This window comes from Cellulomonas sp. A375-1 (assembly GCF_001040865.1).
Lineage (GTDB): Bacteria > Actinomycetota > Actinomycetes > Actinomycetales > Cellulomonadaceae > Cellulomonas > Cellulomonas gelida.
Genome location: NZ_LFKW01000062.1, coordinates 1 through 20,828 on the forward strand (window position 1 = coordinate 1; position 20,828 = coordinate 20,828).

Annotated in this window: 13 protein-coding genes, 1 tRNA gene and 1 pseudogene; 2 read left to right on the plus strand and 13 right to left on the minus strand. The window is 73.3% G+C overall.

The genetic code is table 11. From position 1 onward, the window contains the following. Positions 1–1,116, plus strand: a pseudogene (locus CWIS_RS18690) (hypothetical protein); the annotation flags it as partial. Positions 1,117–1,123: 7 nt separating this feature from the next. Here the strand turns inward: CWIS_RS18690 and CWIS_RS07090 are convergent. The 7 genes from CWIS_RS07090 to CWIS_RS07120 all read right to left on the minus strand — a co-directional run bounded on the left by CWIS_RS07090 (position 1,124) and on the right by CWIS_RS07120 (position 8,616). Further along, positions 1,124–2,086, minus strand: a complete 963-nt coding sequence (locus CWIS_RS07090) for an endonuclease/exonuclease/phosphatase family protein (RefSeq protein WP_053071601.1) — start codon at positions 2,084–2,086, stop codon at positions 1,124–1,126. 862 nt (positions 2,087–2,948) lie between these two features. Next, positions 2,949–3,362 carry a hypothetical protein gene (locus CWIS_RS07095; protein WP_156186584.1) on the minus strand — a complete coding sequence of 138 codons (414 nt, stop codon included), beginning with the start codon at positions 3,360–3,362 and terminating at the stop codon, positions 2,949–2,951. Between the two features lie 305 nt (positions 3,363–3,667). Beyond that, positions 3,668–3,740: transfer RNA gene (locus CWIS_RS07100), tRNA-Thr, on the minus strand. Positions 3,741–3,911: 171 nt separating this feature from the next. Continuing rightward, the gene (locus CWIS_RS07105) at positions 3,912–5,450 is read right to left on the minus strand and encodes an alpha/beta hydrolase (RefSeq protein WP_048342570.1); all 1,539 of its coding nucleotides are present in this window, start codon (positions 5,448–5,450) and stop codon (positions 3,912–3,914) included. A gap of 181 nt (positions 5,451–5,631) precedes the next feature. Further along, entirely contained in the window at positions 5,632–6,768 is a 1,137-nt protein-coding gene (locus tag CWIS_RS07110) for a DNA polymerase III subunit delta' (protein ID WP_048342571.1), read from the minus strand. After that, positions 6,765–7,448, minus strand: coding sequence for a dTMP kinase (gene tmk / locus CWIS_RS07115; protein WP_048342581.1), 684 nt, complete (start codon positions 7,446–7,448; stop codon positions 6,765–6,767). Before tmk ends, CWIS_RS07110 begins: the two co-directional genes overlap by 4 nt. Before the next feature lie 163 nt (positions 7,449–7,611). Beyond that, entirely contained in the window at positions 7,612–8,616 is a 1,005-nt protein-coding gene (locus CWIS_RS07120; RefSeq protein ID WP_048342572.1) for a Gfo/Idh/MocA family protein, read from the minus strand. Positions 8,617–8,874: 258 nt separating this feature from the next. Between CWIS_RS07120 and CWIS_RS17535 the strand changes: the two genes are divergently transcribed. Beyond that, entirely contained in the window at positions 8,875–12,651 is a 3,777-nt protein-coding gene (locus tag CWIS_RS17535) for a CIA30 family protein (RefSeq protein ID WP_053071602.1), read from the plus strand. 112 nt (positions 12,652–12,763) lie between these two features. On the opposite strand, the gene topA is transcribed toward CWIS_RS17535, so the two are convergent. The 6 genes from topA to CWIS_RS07155 form a co-directional block, all read right to left on the minus strand. Then, on the minus strand, positions 12,764–15,478 hold the full coding sequence (gene topA, locus CWIS_RS07130) for a type I DNA topoisomerase (protein WP_048342573.1): 2,715 nt from the start codon (positions 15,476–15,478) through the stop codon (positions 12,764–12,766). A 77-nt stretch (positions 15,479–15,555) separates the two neighbouring features. Continuing rightward, positions 15,556–16,470: a phosphatase PAP2 family protein gene (locus CWIS_RS07135; protein WP_053071603.1), complete on the minus strand. Its 915-nt coding sequence runs from the start codon at positions 16,468–16,470 to the stop codon at positions 15,556–15,558. 128 nt (positions 16,471–16,598) lie between these two features. Continuing rightward, positions 16,599–17,705: an ABC transporter ATP-binding protein gene (locus CWIS_RS07140; protein ID WP_048342575.1), complete on the minus strand. Its 1,107-nt coding sequence runs from the start codon at positions 17,703–17,705 to the stop codon at positions 16,599–16,601. Beyond that, complete coding sequence (locus CWIS_RS07145) at positions 17,702–18,694, minus strand: ABC transporter permease (RefSeq protein WP_048342576.1); 993 nt, start codon at positions 18,692–18,694, stop codon at positions 17,702–17,704. Before CWIS_RS07145 ends, CWIS_RS07140 begins: the two co-directional genes overlap by 4 nt. 2 nt (positions 18,695–18,696) lie before the next feature. After that, positions 18,697–19,674 carry an ABC transporter permease gene (locus tag CWIS_RS07150; RefSeq protein ID WP_048342577.1) on the minus strand — a complete coding sequence of 326 codons (978 nt, stop codon included), beginning with the start codon at positions 19,672–19,674 and terminating at the stop codon, positions 18,697–18,699. Then, positions 19,671–20,789 (minus strand): ABC transporter ATP-binding protein, encoded by a 1,119-nt coding sequence (locus CWIS_RS07155; RefSeq protein WP_048342578.1) that lies wholly within the window; start codon positions 20,787–20,789, stop codon positions 19,671–19,673. The genes CWIS_RS07150 and CWIS_RS07155 overlap by 4 nt, the downstream gene beginning before the upstream one ends. Between the last annotated feature and the right edge of the window lie 39 nt (positions 20,790–20,828).

The window sequence follows — 20,828 nt, forward strand, 5'->3', positions numbered from 1 at the left end:
GACGGTCTCGGGCACCTGCTGCAGGCCGCGCACACCGCCTGGGTGCGCCCCCCGCAGGCCGGCCGGCCCGACCCGGGGCCGATGATCTCGTCGATCGCCGTCGGCGTCGGCGACCTGGTGCTCGCGGGTGCGCCCGCGGCGCGCTGGGTGCTGCACGTCGTCGGCCAGGCCTCCCCCGCGCTGCTGTCCGCAGACGGTTCGGCCGCCGTGGTGCCGTTCGCCGACCTGCACCGGCGCTGGGCCGAGGGCGCCGACTCGTCGCACCTCGACGACGGGGCGCCGTCCGACGACGAGTCCGACGTGGCCGTCGACGCCGCGTGGCTCACGCGCTACGTGACCGCGGCCGCCGCACACCTCGCGGCTGCGGACGCCGCTGCCGTCGTGCCGACACCTCGTCCGCCCGTGCCGGGCGAGCACGCCTGGGCCGCCGACACCGAGGCCGCGCCGGTCCCGGACGCCCCCGCGGATCCCGTCAGCGCGCCGCCTGTCCCGGAGACCGGATCGCTCTCGCGGCACGCGGCCGACGAGTACGCCGTCGCCGAGCCGGTGCCCGCCGGTGCCACCGCCACAGACTCCGGCCACACCACGGACCCGGACGCCGGCACGCGGCGCCGACGCTCGCGCGCGGCCGACCGGGCCGACGAGCCCGTGATGCGCTACCGCACCCCGACCGAGCTGCCGTTCGTCCCCTCGGTCGACGTGCAGAACCTCGCGCTGCGCGCGCTCGACCGCGGCCTGAGCACGGCACTGTCCGACGGCCCGACCCCGTTCGCGATGCGCGACGACGGCACCAACGTCCACGTGAAGTGGTTCCGGATGAGCCCCGACGAGGCACTCGGCCAGGCGGAGCGCTGGGTCGAGGACGGCCTCGGGGTGCGCGCGGCGATCGGCTGGATCGTGGCCCTCGACCCCGACGGCGGCGTCGCGGTCCCCGGCCTCGGGGCGCTCCCGTCCGACGAGTCCGCTGCCGCGCTGGGCGCCGACCACGCGGTCGTCGTGCTCGCGTCCGACGCCCGGCTGCCCGGCCTCGTCGTCGCCCACCGGTACAGCGCGGGCCCGGACGCGGGCCCGATCGGCGAGCCGCTCATCGTCGGGCCGTGCCCGACCCTCCTGTGACGCGCGCTCAGCCCAGCCGGAACTCGACCCACAGCGGGTAGTGGTCGCTGATGCGCCACGACACCTCCGTGCGCGTCAGCCCGGGGAACACGTGCGGGAGGAAGTCGACACCCCCCGCGCGGTTCGTGTACGTCATGGCCTCGAGCATCGACGCTCCACCGGGGTCGGAGAACCACGCGACCTGGTCGTAGAAGTGCCGGTCGCGGTCGTCGTCGAAGATGGTGCGCGGCAGGTCGTTGAGCTCCGCCGGCGGCCACAGGCCGGTCGAGACGAACGCGTCGTAGAGCGGGTTGCCGAGGCGGTCGAGGTTGAAGTCGCCGAGCACCAGCAGGTTGGTGTTCCAGTCGTCGTTGCGCTCGGCCCATCGGCGCATCCACTGCGCGAACTGCTCGATCTCGACCAGCCGCGCCTGCGGGCTGCCCCACAGCACGTGCACGGTCGTCAGGACGAACGACACCGGCCCATCGGGCAGGACCCGCTCGAAGCCCACCGCGTACGGGGTGCGGGCGAACTGCGCGGCCGGGTGGTCGACCGCCGGCGGCAGGACGATCTCCCCGACGAGCCCCGACGGCTCCACGCGCGTCGAGTCGTAGAGGAACGCGAGGCGCTCACCGTTGCCCGCGTTGCCCTCGGTGACGTCGGAGGCGAGCACGCGCCAGTGCGGGCCGAGCAGCGAGCGGAGGAAGCGCAGCGCGCTCGTCGAGCGCCGGACCTCCTGCAGCGCGACGACGTCCAGGTGCTCGACGACGGCGGCGATCGCCGCGACCGCCGCCCAGTCACGCTTGGGCGACGACTTCGCCGTGGCCTTCCAGGTGGGACTCACGTCCCCGAACGCGCGCAGGTTCCATGTGCCGATCAACAGGTTGTCCGGCAGGCGGGGCGGGATGGTCGCGGAGACCGCCAGGCGCAGCGCCGCCACCTGCGCCTCGACCGTAGCGGGCGCTGCAGGGACCCCGGTGGTCGGGCTCACCCCTCCATGTCACCACTCCGCCGCCGCCCGCACCACACCCCCACCGGGCGAACTCCACCCCCCACTGCCCACTCCCCGCGCCCCTCACCGGTCCACCCTCTCCACGAGACAGCACTTGCTCCGGCCATCCCGCCCCAGAACCGGAACAACCGCAGGCTCACGGGGCGCACCCCCTGCCCAGCCAGCGCCTGCTCCGGCGACCCCGCCTCAGAACCGGAGAAACCGCAGGGTCACGGGGTGCGTACAGGGCCAGCCAGCACTTGCTCCGGCCACCCCGCGCCAGACCCGGAACAACCGCAGGGTCACGGGGTGCATAGCCTCTACAGCCCGTCGTCGGGCCCGACGACCTCGGCACGGGTCAGACTGCGCTCGCTCCGGCGACCCCGCACGAGAGCCTGAGCAAGCGCTGGGTCGCAGGGTGCATGCCGGCCCCAGCCAGCACTTGCTCCGGCCATCCCGCGCCAGAGCCGGAATCACCGCTGGGTCGCGGGGTGCATAGCGGGTCAGACTGCGCTTGGTCCGGCGACGCCGCGCCAGAGCCGGAACAACCGCAGGATCACGGGGTGCATGCCGGCCCCAGCCAGCACTTGCTCCGGCCATCCCGCGCCAGAGCCGGAACCACCGCTGGGTCGCGGGGTGCATAGCGGGTCAGACTGCGCTTGCTCCGGCGACCCCGCACGAGAGCCTGAGCAAGCGCTGGGTCGCAGGGTGCATGCCGGCCCCAGCCAGCACTTGCTCCGGCCATCCCGCGCCAGAGCCGGAACCACCGCTGGGTCGCGGGGTGCATAGCGGGTCAGACTGCGCTTGCTCCGGCGACCCCGCACGAGAGCCTGAGCAAGCGCTGGGTCGCAGGGTGGGGGCGTCAGCTGCGGGCGGGCCCGTCTGCGCCCGGGTCGGGCTCGTCGCCCTCGAGCGCGACGACGGGCTCCAGGACCGCTGCGGCGCCCGCGGCCTCGACGTCGCCCGACGAGACCGGCGGCTGCGCACGAGGCGACTCCGACCCGGAGGGCTGCGGCGACGCCTCCGCGCCGCCCTGCTGCGTGTCCGGTTCCTCGGCGCGGGCGGCCGTGACCACGTCGCGGATGCGCAGGACGGTCGCGACCAGCCAGACGACGCCGATCACCGCGAACGGCCACGGGTACCGACCGCCGGAGAACACCGCCGACAGCCCGATCACCAGCCCGGCGCCGAGCGCCGAGCGCACCGCCCTGTCCCGCAGCACGCGTCCCAGCACGGATCCGCGCGACCCACTTCCCTGCTCAGCTCCGACGGCCATGGCGCCATTCTCCCCGACCACCCCACCGCCCCACGGCGCCGTCGGGCGTCGCGGGCGTGGCGTGGGCCGACCAGGGGCATCTCCAGCAGGTACGGGCCAGCCGGGCGCGGGCCAGCCGGGCGCGCCCGGCGAGCGTCGCCGCGTTGGTGCGCGCGTCACGACGAGCTGGTCGGCGCAGTCAGGCCGCGGTCGACCGACCTGGTGCGGGTCCGACAAGGTGCGGGCCGGCCGGGTCTGAGCCCGGCGGGTGCGGGTCGGCGGGAAAGGGTGAAGGCCCCGCCACCGGAGTGGGGGGCCTTCGAGGGAGCCGCCTAAGGGAATCGAACCCTTGACCTTCTCATTACGAGTGAGACGCTCTGCCGACTGAGCTAAGGCGGCGCTGTCGGACCAGCCGGTCCGGCGAGCGCGCCTACTGTACCCGGACGGGTGCCGGGTCTCCAAAGCGGGCCGCAGTGACCTCGTTCCCGTCCGCGACCGAGCCCCGGACCGCCGTCGACCAGGGAGGTCGGCCCGAGGTCAGCGAGCGGTCAGGGCTGAGGTCGGCTGAGGTCAGCAGCGTGTGCCGTCCGCGGGAACGGTGCCGTCGATCAGGTAGGCGTCGACGTTCTTGGTGATGCAGTCGTTCGAGCGGCCGTAGGCCGTGTGGCCCTCGCCCTCGTACGTCAGCAGGACGCCCGAGTCGAGGATGCCCGCGAGCGCCTCGGCCTGCGCGTACGGGGTCGCGGGGTCGTTCGTCGTCCCGATGACGACGATGGGCGCGGCGCCGGGCGCCGAGTAGTCCTCGAGCCCGCCGACCTCGGGAACCGCCCACTGCGCGCACAGCATCGGGCCGTAGGAGAACAGCTCACCGACCGTGGGTGCGGCGGCCTGGATGCGCTCGGCCTGCGCCCGCATGTCGTCGAGGTCCGCGCTCGCACGGGAGTCGGCGCAGCCGATCGACCAGAACGCCTCGGTCGAGTTGGTGGCGTACGTGCCGTTGGCCTGCCGGTCGTAGTACGCGTCGGCGAGCGTGAGCAGGATCGAGCCGTCGCCGTTGCGGATCGCCGCGGTGAGCGCGGAGGTCAGGTACGTCCAGAACGTCTGCGAGTAGAGCGTGACCGCGATCCCGGTGAACGCGAGCGACTGCGTGAGCGGGCGGTCGTCGTCGCCCGTGGGCAGCGGCGCGGCCTTGGCTCGGTCGAGCAGGCGACGCACCTGGGTCAGCCCTTCCTCCACGTCGCCGGTCAGCGGGCAGGCCTTGCCTGCCTGGCAGTCGGCGACGTAGGCGCGCAGCGCGTTCTCGAAACCGACCGCCTGCTGGAACGTGGCCTCGTCGCTGCTGAGCGTCGGGTCCACCGCGCCGTCGAGCACGAGCCGGCCGACCCGCTGCGGGAACAGCGCCGCGTACGTCGCGCCGAGCTGCGTGCCGTACGAGAACCCCAGGTAGTGCAGCTCGGTGTCGCCCAGGACAGCGCGCAGGACGTCCAGGTCCCGTGCGGCGCTCACGGTGTCGACGTGGCCGAGCACCGGACCGGTGTTGTCGAGGCACGCCTGGGAGAAGGCGGCGAACCTGTCGATCGCGGCCTGCACGCCCTCGGGGGTCGACGTGTCCGCGTCCGCGGCGAGCAGCGTGTCCATCTCCGGCGCGGAGTAGCACGTGATCCTCGGGTCCGAGTTCTGCACGCCGCGCGGGTCGAAGCCCACGAGGTCGTAGTGCTCCTGGACGTCCTTGCTCACGGTGTCGAGCGCGTCGGTCAGGAAGTCGAAGCCCGAGCCGCCGGGACCACCGGGGTTGAGCAGCAGCGAGCCGAGGCGCTCGGTGCCCGTCGCAGGGTGCCGGTTCAGCCGGATCTTGATGGTGTCACCAGCGGGTGCGGCGTAGTCGAGCGGGACGTCGATCGTCGCGCACTGCAGGTCGTCCTCGCACGACTGCCAGGTGAGCTCCTGGCCGTAGAACCGCTCCAGCGCGGTGTCCGGCGCACTGGACGCGTCCGGTGTCACCACCTGCGGCGGCGCCTGCTCCTCGGTGGTCGCGGTGCAGCCGGCGACGACGAGCGCGACGACGGCGACGAGCGCGGACAGCCGCGCGAGCGGACGCCGACGGGGCACGGGGTGAGGACGCACGGGGCGAGGACGCGCGGTGGGACGAAGCACGCCGACACGGTAACCGGCCCGGCGAGGTCCCCAGCCACGGATCGAGCGATTGTGGACAACGAGGCACCAGACCCACACACGACGGGCGCGCGGATCGCCCAGCGCGGCCCAGCCCCGGCCCGGGCCAGTCGCCGCCTCAGCCCTGCGGGCGCAGCGCGATCGCCATCGCCTCGACCGCGAGCAGCGGCGCGACGTTCCCCTCGAGCCGCGTGCGCGCCTGACCGATCGCGTCCATGCGCCGCAGCGTCTGCTCGGGCGTCGACGTCGCGGCGAGCTCGCCCACGGTCTCGGCGTGGTCGAGGTTCACGAGCGACACCTCGGCGCCGAGCTGCACGACGAGCACGTCGCGGTACAGCGAGAGCAGGTCGAGCATCGCCCGGTCCAGGACGTCGCGCTGCGCGCGGGTCGCGCGGCGCTTCTGGTCCTCCTCGAGCTGACGGACCTGGGTCCGCAGCGCGGGCGGGATCGTCGCGGAGCCCTCGGCTCCGAGCGTGCGCAGCAGCGCGGCGCGCTCGGCCGCGTCGCGCTCCTCGGTGGCGGCCTTCGCGTCGGCCTGCGCGGTCGCGACGAGGTCGCCCGCGGCAAGCACCGCATCACCGACCCCGCGGATGCGGGCGGCCACCCCGAGCACGTCCGCCCGGCGTCGTCGGGCCTCCGGGTCTCTCGCGAGACGGCGCGCGATCCCCACGTGGCTCTGGGCGGCACGCGCTGCGACCTCGGCGACCTGCGGGTCGATCCCGTCGCGCTGCACGAGCAGCTCGACCACCGCCTCGACCGGCGGGACGCGCAGCGCCACGGAGCGCGAGCGTGAGCGCAGCGTCACGAGCACGTCCTGCGGGCTCGGCGCGCACAGCAGCCACACCGTGCGGGGCGCAGGCTCCTCGAGGGCCTTGAGCAGCAGGTTCGACGTGCGTTCGACGAGGCGGTCGGCGTCCTCGACGAGGATCACGCGCCAGCGCCCCTCCGACGGCGAGCGCTGCGCGAGCTCGACGAGCGGGCGGACCGCGTCGATGAGGATGTTGACGCCCTCGGTCGCGACCACCGTCACGTCGGGGTGGGTGCCCGCGAGCGCGGTGGTGCACGCGTGGCACGTGCCGCACCCACCCTGGGGGCACTGCAGCGCCGCGGCGAACGCGCGCGCCAGGTTGGAGCGGCCGGACCCGGGCGGGCCGGTGAGCAGCCACGCGTGCGTCATCGCCTGCGGGTCGACGATCGCGCGCTGCAGCTCGGTGATCGCGGGCTCCTGCCCGACGAGCCCCGTCCAGACGCTCACGCCACACCCCCGCGCGCATCCGCGGCACGGTCCGCGGCGAGCCCGAGCAGCGGCGCCACGCGCGTCCGCACCGCCTGCGCGAGCGAGTCCGGGTCGCCGGTGCCGTCGAGCACGAGCCAGCGGCCGGGCTCGGCCGCGGCCCGGTCGAGGAACGCCTGCCGCGTGCGCCGGTGGAACTCGTCGCCCGCGCTCTCGAGCCGGTCGGGGCTCCCGGTGAGCCGCGCACGGCCCAGGTCGGGGTCGACGTCGAGCAGCACCGTCACCGCGGGCAGGAGACCCCCGGTCGCCCACAGGGACAGGCGCTCGACCTCGTCGGCCCCGAGGTCGCGACCGGAGCCCTGGTAGGCGACGGACGAGTCGAGGTAGCGGTCGGTCACGACGAGCGCGCCACGGGCCAGCGCGGGCCGCACGAGGGACGCGACGTGGTGCGCGCGGTCGGTCGCGTACAGCAGCGCCTCGGTGCGCGCGTCGACGTGCTCGCCGTGCAGCACCGCGTCCCGCAGGGTCTGCCCGAGCGTGGTCCCGCCCGGCTCGCGCGTGAGCACCACCTCGCGCCCGTGCTCGTGCGCCCACTGCGCGAGCAGCCGCGCCTGGGTCGACTTGCCCGCGCCGTCGCCGCCCTCGAAGGACACGAAGACACCGGGGAGGGTCGGCTCGGCGCCACCGGCTGGTGCGGGCAGGCTCGTCGGACCGGCGGGACTCGTCACGGCGTCAGGCTAGCCGCCCCCACCCACGCACCCGCACGACGACCGTGCACGACGACCGTTCGCGACGACGAGCAACGCCGACGGCGGGCTAGGACGACGGGCGAGGACGACGAGCGACGGCGAAGGGCCGACCGGCTCACTCGCCCGGGTAGACCACACCGATCTGCCGTCGCACCTCGTCGAGCGTGCGCATGACCTCGAGGGTGCCCTGCCACGACATGCGCGGGCTCTGCACGTCGCCCGCGGCCACGCGCCGCGCGACCTCGGCTGCCTCGTACTGCAACCCCTTGGCGCCCGGCTGCTCGAACGTCCACCGACGCCCGTCGACGCGCGTGACCTGGAACGAGGTCGGCGTGTAGAACGGCCCGGCGACCTCGATCGACCCCTCGGTCCCGGAGATCAGCGCGACGGTCGGGGTCTTGGCCCACAGCGTCGTGGAGAGCGTGGCCTGCGTGCGCGCGCCGTACGACAGGACGATCGAGACCTGCCCGTCGACGCCGGTCTCGGTGAGCGTCCCGGCGGCGAGGACCGCGTCGGGCGCGCCCAGCAGGTCGTGCGCGAACGAGACCGGGTAGACGCCCAGGTCGAGCAGCGCGCCGCCCGCGAGCGCGGGGTCGTACAGGCGCGAGGTCGGGTCGAACGCCATGAGCTGGCCGTGGTCGGCGGTCACGTTGACGATCTCGCCGATCTCGCCCGCGTCGATCACCTGGTGCAGCGCGGCGACGTGCGGCAGGAACCGCGTCCACATCGCCTCCATGACGAACACGCCGGCCTCACGCGCCGCGGTGAAGACCTGCTCGGCCTCGGCAGCGTTCCGGGTGAACGCCTTCTCGACGAGCACGTGCTTGCCCGCACGGATCGCGAGCAGGGCGTGCTCGAGGTGCTCGGAGTGGGGCGTGGCGACGTAGATCGCGTCGACCTGCGGGTCCTCGACGAGCGCCTCGTAGCCGAGGTGGGTCGTCGGGATGCCGTGCGCGGTGGCGAACCGCTCGGCGCGGTCGCGGTGGCGCGAGCCGACGGCGACGAGCTGCGCCCGCGTGTGCTGCGTGACGGCGTCGGCGAAGGCGCCGGCGATGCGTCCTGCGCCGAGGATGCCCCAGCGGATCGACGGTGCGGTGCGGGGGTCCTCGGTGCGAGCCATGGCGCCAACGTAGCGCGCACGTGCGGCCTCTCGGCAAGCGCGCACGGTCCCGACGAGCAGCGACCGCCCTGGTCCGGCGCGTCCACGGACCGCCGGCCCACCAGCGACGTCGTCGCCCCCGCCAGATCCGTACCGTTTCGTCTTCCGTCAGGCACTTTCTTTACCTACTTGATTTAGTTAGCGTCGGTCTGCTCGGGCTCGCCCGTGGGCCGAGCGGTCATCCCGACGCACCCGTCGGACAGTTCAACGGAGAGCTCCATGACCAGACCCCGCCGCCAGTCAGGACCACGCCGCGCCCTCGCGCTCGCCGCGACCGCCACGCTCGCTCTCGCGGGGCTCACTGCCACGAGCACCACGGCCCACGCCGAGCCCGCTGCCGCCACGACCGCCGCCGTCAGCACGGATCCCGAGGAGGAGACCGTCGCCATCGCCGACCCGCAGGCCACCGCCGACACCCGCGCCCTGTTCCGCTACCTGCGCGACCAGGAGTCCGGCGGCATCCTGTTCGGCCAGCAGCACGCGGTCGACGAGTCCGTCTCGTCGTCGGTCACCGGCCCGGACGGCAAGCCGCTGCGGTCCGACGTGCACGACGTGACGGGCGACCTGCCCGGGGTGTTCGGCTTCGACACGCTCGCGCTGCGCGGCGACGAGAAGCCCGGCACGCACGAGAACACCGGCGAGCAGAACGCGCGCGCCCTGGCCGACGAGCTCGTGCGCGCCGACGCGCTGGGCGCTGTCGTCACGCTCTCGGCGCACATGCCCAACTTCGTCACCGGCGGGCCCTACAACGACACGGCCGGCCGCGTCGTGAGCCACATCCTGCCGGGCGGCGACACCCACGCCGAGTACCGCGCGTACCTCGACCTCGTCGCGCTCACCGCGCAGAGCGCCGAGCGGCCCGACGGCTCGCTCGTGCCCGTCGTCTTCCGGCCGTTCCACGAGAACAGCGGCTCGTGGTTCTGGTGGGGCGCCGCGCACGCGACGACCGGCGAGTACAAGGAGATCTTCCGGTTCACCGTCGAGTACCTGCGTGACGTCAAGGGCGTGCACAACCTGCTGTACGCGTTCTCGCCGAACGGCTCGTTCGACGGCGACTCCGCGCGCTACCTCGAGACGTACCCGGGCGACCAGTGGGTCGACGTCCTGGGCTACGACAACTACGAGAGCTCGAACGCGGCCGACGACTCGTCGGCGTACGTGAGCGCGTCCGTCACCGACCTGGCGATGGTCGTCGACGTCGCGCGCGAGCGCGGCAAGATCCCCGCGTACACCGAGTTCGGCCGCAACGGCGACCGCACGATCCAGCCGACGGGCAACAAGTCGCTCACGTTCTTCACGCAGCTGCTCGACGGGCTCACGGCCGACCCGAGGGCCGGCCAGGTCGCGTTCATGCTCACGTGGGCGAACTTCGGCTCGGGGCAGATCTACGTCCCGTACGCCGGCCACGAGATGGCCGCGGACTTCCAGGCCCTGTACGACGACGAGGCGTCGGTGTTCGCGAGCCAGACCGGACCGCGCTTCGACCTGGCCGCGAGCCCCGGCGCGCAGGAGCCGTTCCTGCGGGTCGTCTCCCCCGCGGACGGCGCGCGCGTCACGACCGCGACGACGACGGTGCGCGCCCGGCTCACCGCGGCACCCGGCGTGGACTCCGTGACGTTCACGCCCGCGGGCGGCGACCCGCTCGCGCTGACCCTCGACGCCGACGGGTACTACTCGGCCACGTGGGACGTCGGCGAGGAGAACCTCACGAACCGCACGGTGCAGGCGACGGTGACCGCGACCGGCGGCGGCCACGACCTGTCGAGCACCGTCTCGCTCATCCTCGGCGCGGCTCCGGTGCTCCCGGTCGGGACCGTCGACGACTTCGAGGGCTACGGCGACGACCTCGCGCTGCGCGCCGCGTACACGGTGGCGAACGCGACCTCGTCGGCCCTCACGCTCGCGCCGCACGACGCGTCCGCGCCCGACGAGGGCCACGCCGCGCGCCTGTCGTACGACTTCCCCACGTCCCGCACGGGCTACCTGGGCTTCGGCCGGTCGTTCGCGCCCACGCAGAACTGGTCGGGGTTCGGCCAGCTCGACGTGTGGATCGACCCGGACGGCTCGGGCCACAAGCTCGTCGTCCAGGTCCAGGCGGGCGGTGTCGCGTTCGAGGCGTACCCCTCGCTCACCGGCGACGACCCGTACGTCGCGCACCTGCCGTGGAGCACCTTCGCGCCCGCGCCGTGGGACACCGCCAACGCGGAGGCGACCCTCACGTGGGAGCGCCTGGCGAAGGTCGGCCAGGTCTTCGTCTACGTGAACGACGCGGGCGGCACCGCGCCGCTGGCAGGCTCGATCCTCGTCGACGACCTCAAGGCCAGCGGCGAGGGCGAGTACGTCGACCCCGAGCCGTCGGCCGACCCGATCGTCGTCGACGACTTCGAGTCCTACGCCGACGAGGCCGCGTTCGACGCCGCGTGGGGCAACCGCGCCAAGACGGACCGGATCGCGCTGTCCACGGACGCGGGCCAGGGCGCGCAGGCGCTCGCGTTCACGTACGACCACGCGGACGGCGGCTGGCAGGACGTCGCGCGCTGGCTCGGCGGGCAGGACTGGTCGGGCCGCGACGCGCTGTCGCTGCGGGTCAAGGGCGACGGCTCGGCCAACCAGCTCGCGATCCAGATCGGCACGGGCTCGGGCGGCTACTACCTCGCGCAGGTCCCGCTGACCGACGCCTCCTGGCACGCGGTCGAGATCCCGTTCTCGTCGTTCGCGCCGTCCTGGCCGCCCGAGCTCACCGACCCCCTGACGGACGCGCGCCTCGCGGTCGTCAACGAGCTCGTGCTCGCGTCGAGCTCGACGAGCGGTGCGGGGACGTTCGGGGTCGACGACCTCACGGTCGTCGGCGGCGACGGGGCGCCCGAGATCCCGGACGGCACGCCCGAGGTCCTCGACACGTTCGACGCGTACGGCACCACCACGGACCTGCGGGTCATGTGGGGCAACATCGCCGAGCAGGCGTGGGGCGACGGCTGGCAGCTGGCGCTCGCGCCCGGCAAGGGCTCCGGCGGGTCGAAGGCGGGCGAGTTCGTCTACGACTTCACCTCGACCACGTACCTGCAGGAGTCGCGCTGGCTCGGTGGGCACTCGTGGGCGGGCCTGGACGGGATCACCGCGTGGGTCGACCCGAACGGCTCGGGCCAGTCGCTGTCGCTGCGGTTCCGCACGGCCTCGGCCGACGGCACGGGCGACGACTGGTACTGGGACCTGCCGGTGCCGCTCACGGGCGCCGCGCGCACCGTGCACGCGGCGTTCGACGACGCCGTCGTGACGTACCCGAGCGGTCTCGACCAGGCGCTGCGCCCCACGCGGGCCCAGCTCGCGAAGGTCAACGAGGTCATCCTCATGGCCACCCGCGCCGACGCCTCTCGGCCCGCGACCGGGTCGTTCTTCGTCGACGACCTGTCCGTCGGCGACTTCCCCGACGAGCCCGCCCCGGCGGCACCCGCGGTCACGACGCAGCCCACGTCCGTGAGCGGCACCCACGGCAGCACGGTCACCCTCACCGCGGCGGCCTCGGGCCAGCCGGCCCCGACGGTCCGGTGGGAGCAGCGCCGCGGCACGCGCCACGGGACCTGGAAGCCGATCCCGGGAGCCACGTCCACGACGCTCGCGCTGCGGCTCACCCCGAGCCTCGACGGCGCGCAGGTGCGCGCGGTCTTCACCAACACGCTCGGCCAGGCGACCTCGGACGCGGCCACCGTGACGATCACACGCAAGGCGCCGCACCTGCTGTCGCAGCCGGCGTCGGCAACCGTGGCGCGCGGCGCCGCGGTGACCTTCCGCGTCACCGTCGACGCCTACCCGGCGCCGACCTACCAGTGGTACCGGCAGTCGCCGGGCCGCAGCACGTGGGTCGAGGTCCGGGGCGCGACGTGCTCGTCGTACACCACACGCGCGTCGGCCGGCCTGTCCGGGGCGAGGTTCCGGGTCGTCGTCACGAACGAGAAGGGTCGCGTGACGAGCCACGCGGCGACCCTCCGCGTGCGCTGACCCCACAGACGACGACGCCCCGCCGGATGGGCTGCCGGCGGGGCGTCGTCACGCCCGCGTGCCCAGGACGTCGAGGTGCTCAGGACGTCGAGGCGCTCAGGACGTGGAGGTCTCAGGACTTCGTGGCGGCCTTCTTGCGCGTCGTCGTCGTGCGGCGGGCCGGGGCCTTCTTCTTGGCCGGGGCCGACGCACGCTTGTCGGCGAGCAGCTGGATCGCCTGCTCGGCGGTGATCGACTCGGCCGTCACGTCGCGCGGCAGGGTCCGGTTCGTCACGCCGTCGGTCACGTACAGCCCGAACCGGCCGTCCTTCACGACGATCGGCTTGCCCGACGTCGGGTCGTCGCCGAGCTCGCGCAGCGGCGGCGTCGCGGTGGCCCCGCGCCCGCGCTTGGGCTGGGCGTAGATCGCCAGCGCCTCCTCGAGCGTCGTCGAGAACAGCGCCTCCTCCGAGGCCAGCGTGCGCGAGTCCGTGCCCTTCTTCAGGTACGGGCCGTAGCGGCCGTTCTGCGCCGTGATCTGCGCACCCGACTCGGGGTCGACGCCCACCACGCGCGGCAGGGACAAGAGCTTGAGCGCGTCCTCGATCGTCACCGTGTCCAGCGACATCGTGCTGAACAGCGACGCGGTGCGGGGCTTCGGCGCGGCCGCCAGGGCCTTCTTCTTGGCCGCGGCGGACAGCGACGGGTCGATCTCCGGCTCGGGCAGCAGCTCGGTGACGTACGGCCCGTAGCGGCCGTTCTTCGCGACGATCGTCGTGCCCGTGGTCGGGTCCGTGCCGAGCACCTTGTCGCCCTCGGGCTCGCTCTCGATGAGCTCGCGCGCCTTGGCGGGCGTCAGCTCGTCGGGCGCGAGGTCCTCGGGGACCGACGCGCGGCGCGGGTTGCCGTCCTCGCCCAGCACCGACGGGTCCTCGAGGTACGGGCCGTAGCGGCCGACGCGCAGCGTGATGCCGTCGCCGATCGGGATCGAGTTGACCTCGCGCGCGTCGATCTCGCCGAGGTTCGCCACCAGGTCCCGCAGGCCCTCGCCCTCGGTGCTGCCCGAGCCGTCGCCGAAGTAGAAGCGCGTCAGCCACGCCACGCGGTCCTTGTCGCCCGCCGCGATCGCGTCGAGGTCCTGCTCCATCTCGGCCGTGAAGTCGTAGTCGACGAGCCAGTCGAAGTTCTCCTCGAGCAGGCGCGTCACCGCGAACGCGAGCCACGACGGCACGAGCGCCTGGCCGCGGTTCGTCACGTAGCCGCGGTCCTGGATCACGGAGATCGTCGCCGCGTACGTCGACGGTCGGCCGATGCCGCGCTCCTCGAGCGCCTTGACGAGCGACGCCTCGGTGAAGCGCGGCGGCGGCGAGGTGCGGTGGCCGTCGGCCGCCAGGTCGCGGCCCGTCAGCGGGTCGCCCTGCTCCATCTTGGGCAGGCGCGCGTCCTTCTCGTCGGCCGGCGCCGCGTCGTCGTCGTACCGCGAGACGTCGCGACCCTCCTCGTACGCGGCGAGGAAGCCGCGGAACGTGATGACCGTGCCGGACGCGGAGAACACGGCGTCGCGACCGTCGGACGCCACCGCACCCAGGCGGACCGAGGCGGTCTGCCCGCGCGCGTCGCCCATCTGCGAGGCGACGGTGCGCTTCCAGATCAGCTCGTACAGCCGGAACTGGTCGCCCGACAGCTCGCGCGCGACCTGCGCCGGCGTGCGGAAGTGGTCGCCCGCGGGACGGATGGCCTCGTGCGCCTCCTGGGCGCCCTTCGCCTTCGAGGTGTAGACGCGCGGCGCGTCCGGGACGTACTCGGCGCCGTACAGCTCGGCCGCCTGCCGGCGCGCGGCGGAGATCGCCTGCGACGACAGCACGGGCGAGTCGGTACGCATGTAGGTGATGTAGCCGTTCTCGTACAGCGACTGCGCGGTGCGCATGGTCTGCCGCGAGGACATGCGCAGCTTGCGCGACGCCTCCTGCTGCAGGGTGGAGGTGGTGAACGGCGCGGCCGGGCGGCGCGTGTACGGCTTGGTCTCGAGGCTGCGGACCTCGAAGCCCGCGCCGTCGAGCGCCGCGACGAGCGACGTGGCGGCGGCCTCGTCGAGCTGCACCGCCTCGCTCTTGAGCACGCCGCGGTCGGTGAAGTCACGGCCCGAGGCGACGCGCACGCCGTCCAGGGCGGACAGCCGCGCGGAGAAGGCGGGCTCGCCGTCGTCGGCCACCGCGAACGTGCCGGTGACGTCCCAGTAGTCCGCGGCGACGAACGCCATGCGCTCGCGCTCGCGCTCGACCACGAGGCGCGTCGCGACCGACTGCACGCGACCCGCGGAGAGCCCCTGGCGGACCTTGCGCCACAGCACGGGGCTGACCTCGTAGCCGTACAGGCGGTCGAGGATGCGGCGGGTCTCCTGCGCGTCGACGAGGCGGTCGTCGAGCTCGCGCGTGTTCTCCAGCGCGCGGGTGATCGCCTCGCGGGTGATCTCGTGGAACACCATGCGCTTGACGGGGACCTTGGGCTTGAGCTCCGAGAGCAGGTGCCACGCGATGGCCTCGCCCTCGCGGTCCTCATCGGTGGCGAGGTAGAGCTCGTCGGACTCCTTAAGGAGCTTCTTGAGCTCGGCGACCTTCTTCTTCTTGTCCGAGTCGACCACGTAGTACGGGGTGAACCCGTTGTCCACGTCGACCGCGAACTTGCCGAAGGGGCCCTTCTTCATGTCGGCCGGCAGCTCCGAGGGCTGCGGCAGGTCACGGATGTGCCCGACGCTCGCCTCCACGTCGAAGTCGTCGCCCAGGTACCCCGCGATCGTGCGGGCCTTGGCGGGCGACTCGACGATGACGAGCTTGCGCCCTGCCGACATGCGTGCCTCTTCCTTCGTGCTCGGCCCACTCGGCCGTTCGAGTGGTGCCGTCCGTCTGGGGACTCTACGACGCCCGGTCAAGCGCTCCGCAATCGTCGGCCCGCTCCCTGGCGCAGCGCGAGGCTCATCGCGAAGGCCCACGCGCACGCCGCGACGGTTCCCGCGACGCCGCCCGCGTAGGCGGTGAGCAGCTCGTCACGCGTCTCGACCGAGGGCAGCGCGGCGAACGTCCGCGACAGCGCGACGGCCGCGACGACGGCCGCGCACGCGCCCACCGAGCCGAGCGCGACGAGTGTGCCACGCAGCGTGCGGGGCGTCGGCGGCGGTCCGTCGAGCGCGTCCTCCGACAGCCGCGCGGGCCACAGCGCCGTGATCGCGCACGTGGCCGCGGTCCACCCGAGCACGACGAGCACGGCCGCGATCACGTCCGAGGGCCGGTGCCACTGCCCGACGAGCGTCGAGACGCCGGTCGCGGCGGCGTACGCGGCGCCGACCGCCGCGACGAGCGGCCGCATCCGGGACGGCACGACGAGCAGCAGGACGACCGCGATCGACATCGCCGCGGTCGTGTGACCGCTGGGCAGCGAGTTCGCCTGGCTGCCGATCGGGATGCCGTGCTCGGGCCGCGCCAGCACCGCGTACTTGAGCACCTGCGTGGTGAGGTTCGCCCCGCCCATGACGACCGCGACCTGCACCGCGAGCTCCCACCGCCGGCGCAGCACGGCGATCCCGACCGCGACCAGCAGCACCACCGCGATCGCGGACACCGACACGACGTCCAGCACGCGCTCGGCGACGCGCCACAGCTCGGTCTGCCCGTACGCGGCGCCCTCGACCGCGGCCGCGTCGACCTGCTGACCCTTCTCGGTGCGCACGAACACGCCCCACAGCGCGAGCACTCCCGCCATGCAGGCGACGGCGGTGAGCACGCACGCCGTGACCACCCCGGCGCGGGCGCGCTCGGGCCGTCGCGTCGTCGTCGTGCTCGTCACGCGCCCACGCTAAGCCACCCGAGCACCCCACCCCCGCCGTCTCCACGTCCTGACCACACACCCGCCCCAACGACCCCCCGAGCACCAGCCGACGCGAGTGCGGTGGGCGCTCGGGCACGGGACGACCGTCAGGGGGCGGGGTGCGTGAGGGCCGGCGGGAGGAGGCGGGGGCTGAACCCTGCGGCCTCGACGAGGGCGGGCGTGTGCAGGTGGCAGGCCACACGGCGGGCGGGGTCGTCGCCCGGGACGGCGCTCGGGACGAGCTCGGGCTGGATCGCGGCGCACGCGTCGAACGCGTGCGCGCACCGGTCCCGGAACGGGCAGCCCGTGGGCAGGCTCGCCAGGTCGGGCGGCGAGCCGGGGATCCCGCCGAGCTCGCGACGAGGCCCGCGCAGCGGCGGGAACGAGTGCAGCAACCCGTCGGCGTAGGGGTGGCGAGGTGCGCGGTACACGTCCAGCGCGGCGGCGTCCTCGACGATCTCGCCCGCGTACATGATCGCGATGCGGTCCGCGATCTCGATGAGCAGCGAGACGTCGTGCGTGATGAACACGACCGAGAACCCGAGCCGCTCACGCAGGTCGGCGATCTGCTCGACGATCTGCCGCTGCATGACCACGTCGAGCGCGGTCGTCGGCTCGTCCATGATCAGGACCTGCGGGTCGAGCGCGAGCGCCATCGCGATCATCACGCGCTGGCGCATGCCGCCGGAGAGCTGGTGCGGGTAGTCGCGTGCGCGGTCCGGGTTGATGCCGACGAGGTCGAGCAGCTCGGCGGCCTTCTCGAGCGCCTCGGGCTTCTTCATTCCGGGCCGGTGCGCGGTGATCGCGTCCGCGATCTGCCGGCCGATCCGGTGCACGGGGTTGAGCGAGTTCATCGCGCCCTGGAAGACGATCGCGAGGTCCTGCCAGCGTGAGGCGCGCAGCGCGCGGTCGTCGAGCGTGAGGATGTCGCGCTGCGTGCCGTCGCGGTCGGTGAAGATCACCTCCCCGCCGGTGATGAGGCCGGGCGGCGGGAGGAGCCGTGTCGCCGCGTACGCGAGGGTCGACTTCCCGCACCCGGACTCCCCCGCGAGGCCGAGCACCTCGCCTCGGTTGAGGGTCAGCGAGACCTGCCGCAGCACGTGCGTGGGCTCGTCGTACCCGTAGTCCACCGACAGGTTCCGGATCTCCAGCACGGGGTCCGCGCCCCGGCCACGGGCGTGGGGTGCGGCGGGCGAGACGGGCTGTGCGCTCATGCGCGGTCCTCCTTGGCCTCGTGCACGACCGGCGTGAAGCCGATGCGCGGGCGGATGCCGCGGCGGCGCAGGGTCTTGGCATTCAGGCCGGTGCTGCGCAGGCGCGGGTTGACGAACTCGTCGATGCCGAAGTTGATGAGGGTCAGCGAGATCCCGACGAGCGCGATGCACAGGCCCGGGAACATGTACCACCACCACGCCCCGCGCTGGAGCGCGAGCTGCGCCTGCGCCCAGTACAGGACCGTCCCCCAGTTCCACGTGTCGGTGGGGGTGATGCCGATGAACGACAGGGTGATCTGGGACAGCACGGCGAACGACACGGTCCCGACGAACCCCGCGGCGATCATCGCGGTCAGGTTCGGCAGGATCTCGGCGAGGATCAGGCGCCACGTGCGCTCGCCGTTCGCGCGGGCGGCCTCCACGAAGTCGCGCTTGCGCAGCGAGAGGGTCTGCGCCCGCAGGACGCGCGCGCCCCACGCCCACCCCGTGATCGCGATGACGACGGCGACGGTCAGGCCGCCGGCCGACGGCAGCATCCCCGCGATGATGATGATGAGCGGGAGCTGCGGGATCACCAGGAAGACGTTCGACAGCGCGGACAGCCCCTCGTCGCCGAACCCGCCGACGTAGCCCGCGGTGATGCCGACGACGACGCCGATGAACGTCGCCAGGAACCCGGCGACGAACGCGATGAGCAGCACCGACCGGGTCCCGAGGATCACCTGGGACATGACGTCCTGCCCCAGGTGCGTGGTGCCCATCCAGTGCTCCCACGAGGGTGGCTGCAGCAGGTCCGACGAGCGCTCGTCCGGGTCGTACGGGGCGATCCACGGCCCGATCGCCGCGATCAGGGCGAAGAAGGCGAGGATCCCGAGCCCCGTGAGGGCCTTGGTGTTGCGCATCCACAGGAAGCGCCGCTTGGTGCCGGTCGGGGCGGTCTGCTCCGTGCCGACCTGTGTGGTCTCGGTCGTGACGAGCTCGGCGGCCACGGTCAGCCCTCCTGTCGCGTGCGGGGGTCGAGCACGCCGTACGCGAAGTCGGCGATGACGTTGGCGAACAGCACGGCGAGCGTGATCACCAGGAAGCAGCCCTGCATGAGCGGGTAGTCCTTGGCGGACGTCGCCTTGAGCAGCTGGTAGCCGATGCCCTGGTACGAGAAGACCGTCTCCATGACGAGCGTCCCGCCGACGATGAACCCGAGCGACAGCGCGAAGCTCGACAGCTGCGGCAGGATCGCGTTCCGCGCGGCGTAGCCGAGCATCACGGTGCGCTCCGGCAGGCCCTTGGCCTGCGCGACCGTCACGTAGTCGTCCGACGAGACGGTCACCATCATGTTGCGCATCCCCAGGATCCAGCCGGAGACGGACGTCACGACGATCGTCAGGGCGGGCAGCGTGCCGTAGTAGACGACGGAGCCGACGAACTCCCACGACAGGTTCGGGACCATGCTGCGGTCGTACGACCCGCTCGCGGGGAACCACCCGAGCCGCACGGCGAACACCGCGATCACGACGAGCGCGAGCCAGAAGTACGGGACGGTCGAGAAGAACGTCGAGATCGGCAGCAGGATGTCCGCGCGCGTGCCGCGTCGCCACCCGATCGCGACGCCCGCGAGCGTGCCGATCGTGAAGCTGATGATCGTCGCGATCCCGACGAGCCCGATGGTCCACGGCAGCGAGCGCGCGAGGATGTCGACGACCGGCTCACGCCCGGAGAACGAGATCCCGAGGTCGCCCTGGAACAGGTGCGCCCAGTAGGTGACGTACTGCTGCCACAGGGTCGTGTTCTCGTCGAGCCCGAACAGCGCCTTGAGCGCGTCGATCGCGTCCGGGCTGATCTTGCCCTGGTTGGCGGCGATGAGCGCCGAGACCGGGTCGCCCGGCATGAGGCGCGGGATGAAGAAGTTGATCGTCATCGCGGCCCAGAACGTGATCGCGTAGAAGACCGTGCGGCGGACGAAGAACCTCATCGGTCCACCTCCCCCGCCGCGCCCGGACGCGCGCCGTAGGCCTCGAGCACCGAGCCGACCTCGGGCCGGCCGTCGCGCTGCGAGTACCCCCAGCACGCGGCCTCGCGGCCGTCGCTCACCGGCAGGAGCGGTGGGACCTCGGTGCGGCACAGGTCGACCGCGAACGGGCAGCGCGGGTGGAACCGGCACCCCGCGGGTGGCCGCACGAGGCTCGGCGCCTCGCCGCGTGCGCCGCGGGCCCGGGCCGCGAGGTCGTCCGGGTCGGGCGCCGAGCTGATGAGCAGCTGCGTGTACGGGTGCGCGGGGTCCTGCGTCACCGACTCGCTGTCGCCCTGCTCGACCACGCGCCCCGCGTACATGACCATCGTGCGGTCCGCGAAGTAGCGCGCGGAGGCGATGTCGTGCGTGATGTACAGGATCGCGATGTGCAGGCGGTCGCGCAGGTCGCGCAGCAGGTTGAGGATGCCGAGCCGGATCGAGACGTCCAGCATCGAGATGGGCTCGTCGGCCAGCAGCACCTCGGGGTCCGCGGCCAGGGCGCGCGCGATCGCGACACGCTGGCGCTGACCACCCGAGAGCTCATGCGGGAACTTGTCGACGTAACGCGCCGGTGGGGTGAGCTGCACGCGGGTCAGCAGCTCGTCGAGCGCCGCCTCGAGCTCGGCACCGCGCAGGCGCCCCTGGTGGATCCGCAGGCTGCGCGTGAGCGTGTAGCGCACGGTGTGGATCGGGTTCAGCGAGCCGAACGGGTCCTGGAAGATCATCTGGACGCGCCGCACGTAACGGCCGAACGCGCGTCGGCCGGTGGCCGTGGCGTCCGTACCGTGCAGCAGGATCTGGCCGCTCGTGGCGGGCACGAGCTGCGCGAGCAGGCGCGCGATCGTCGACTTGCCCGAGCCGGACTCGCCGACGAGCGCGACGACGCGGCCGCGGTGCAGGTCGATCGAGACGTCGTCGACCGCGTGCACGACCGCGTGGTTGCGCAGGCCGCGCACCGGGAAGTGCTTGCGCAGCCCGACGGCGCGCAGGACGGGTGGCTCGTCGGCGTCGGGGCCGGGCCGACGCGCGTCGGGCGGGCCGACGAGCTCGTCGGACCCGTGGGGGGAGGTTCGCATGAGGGGTTCACCTGGGGACGTGGCCGCGGCGCGGGGGGG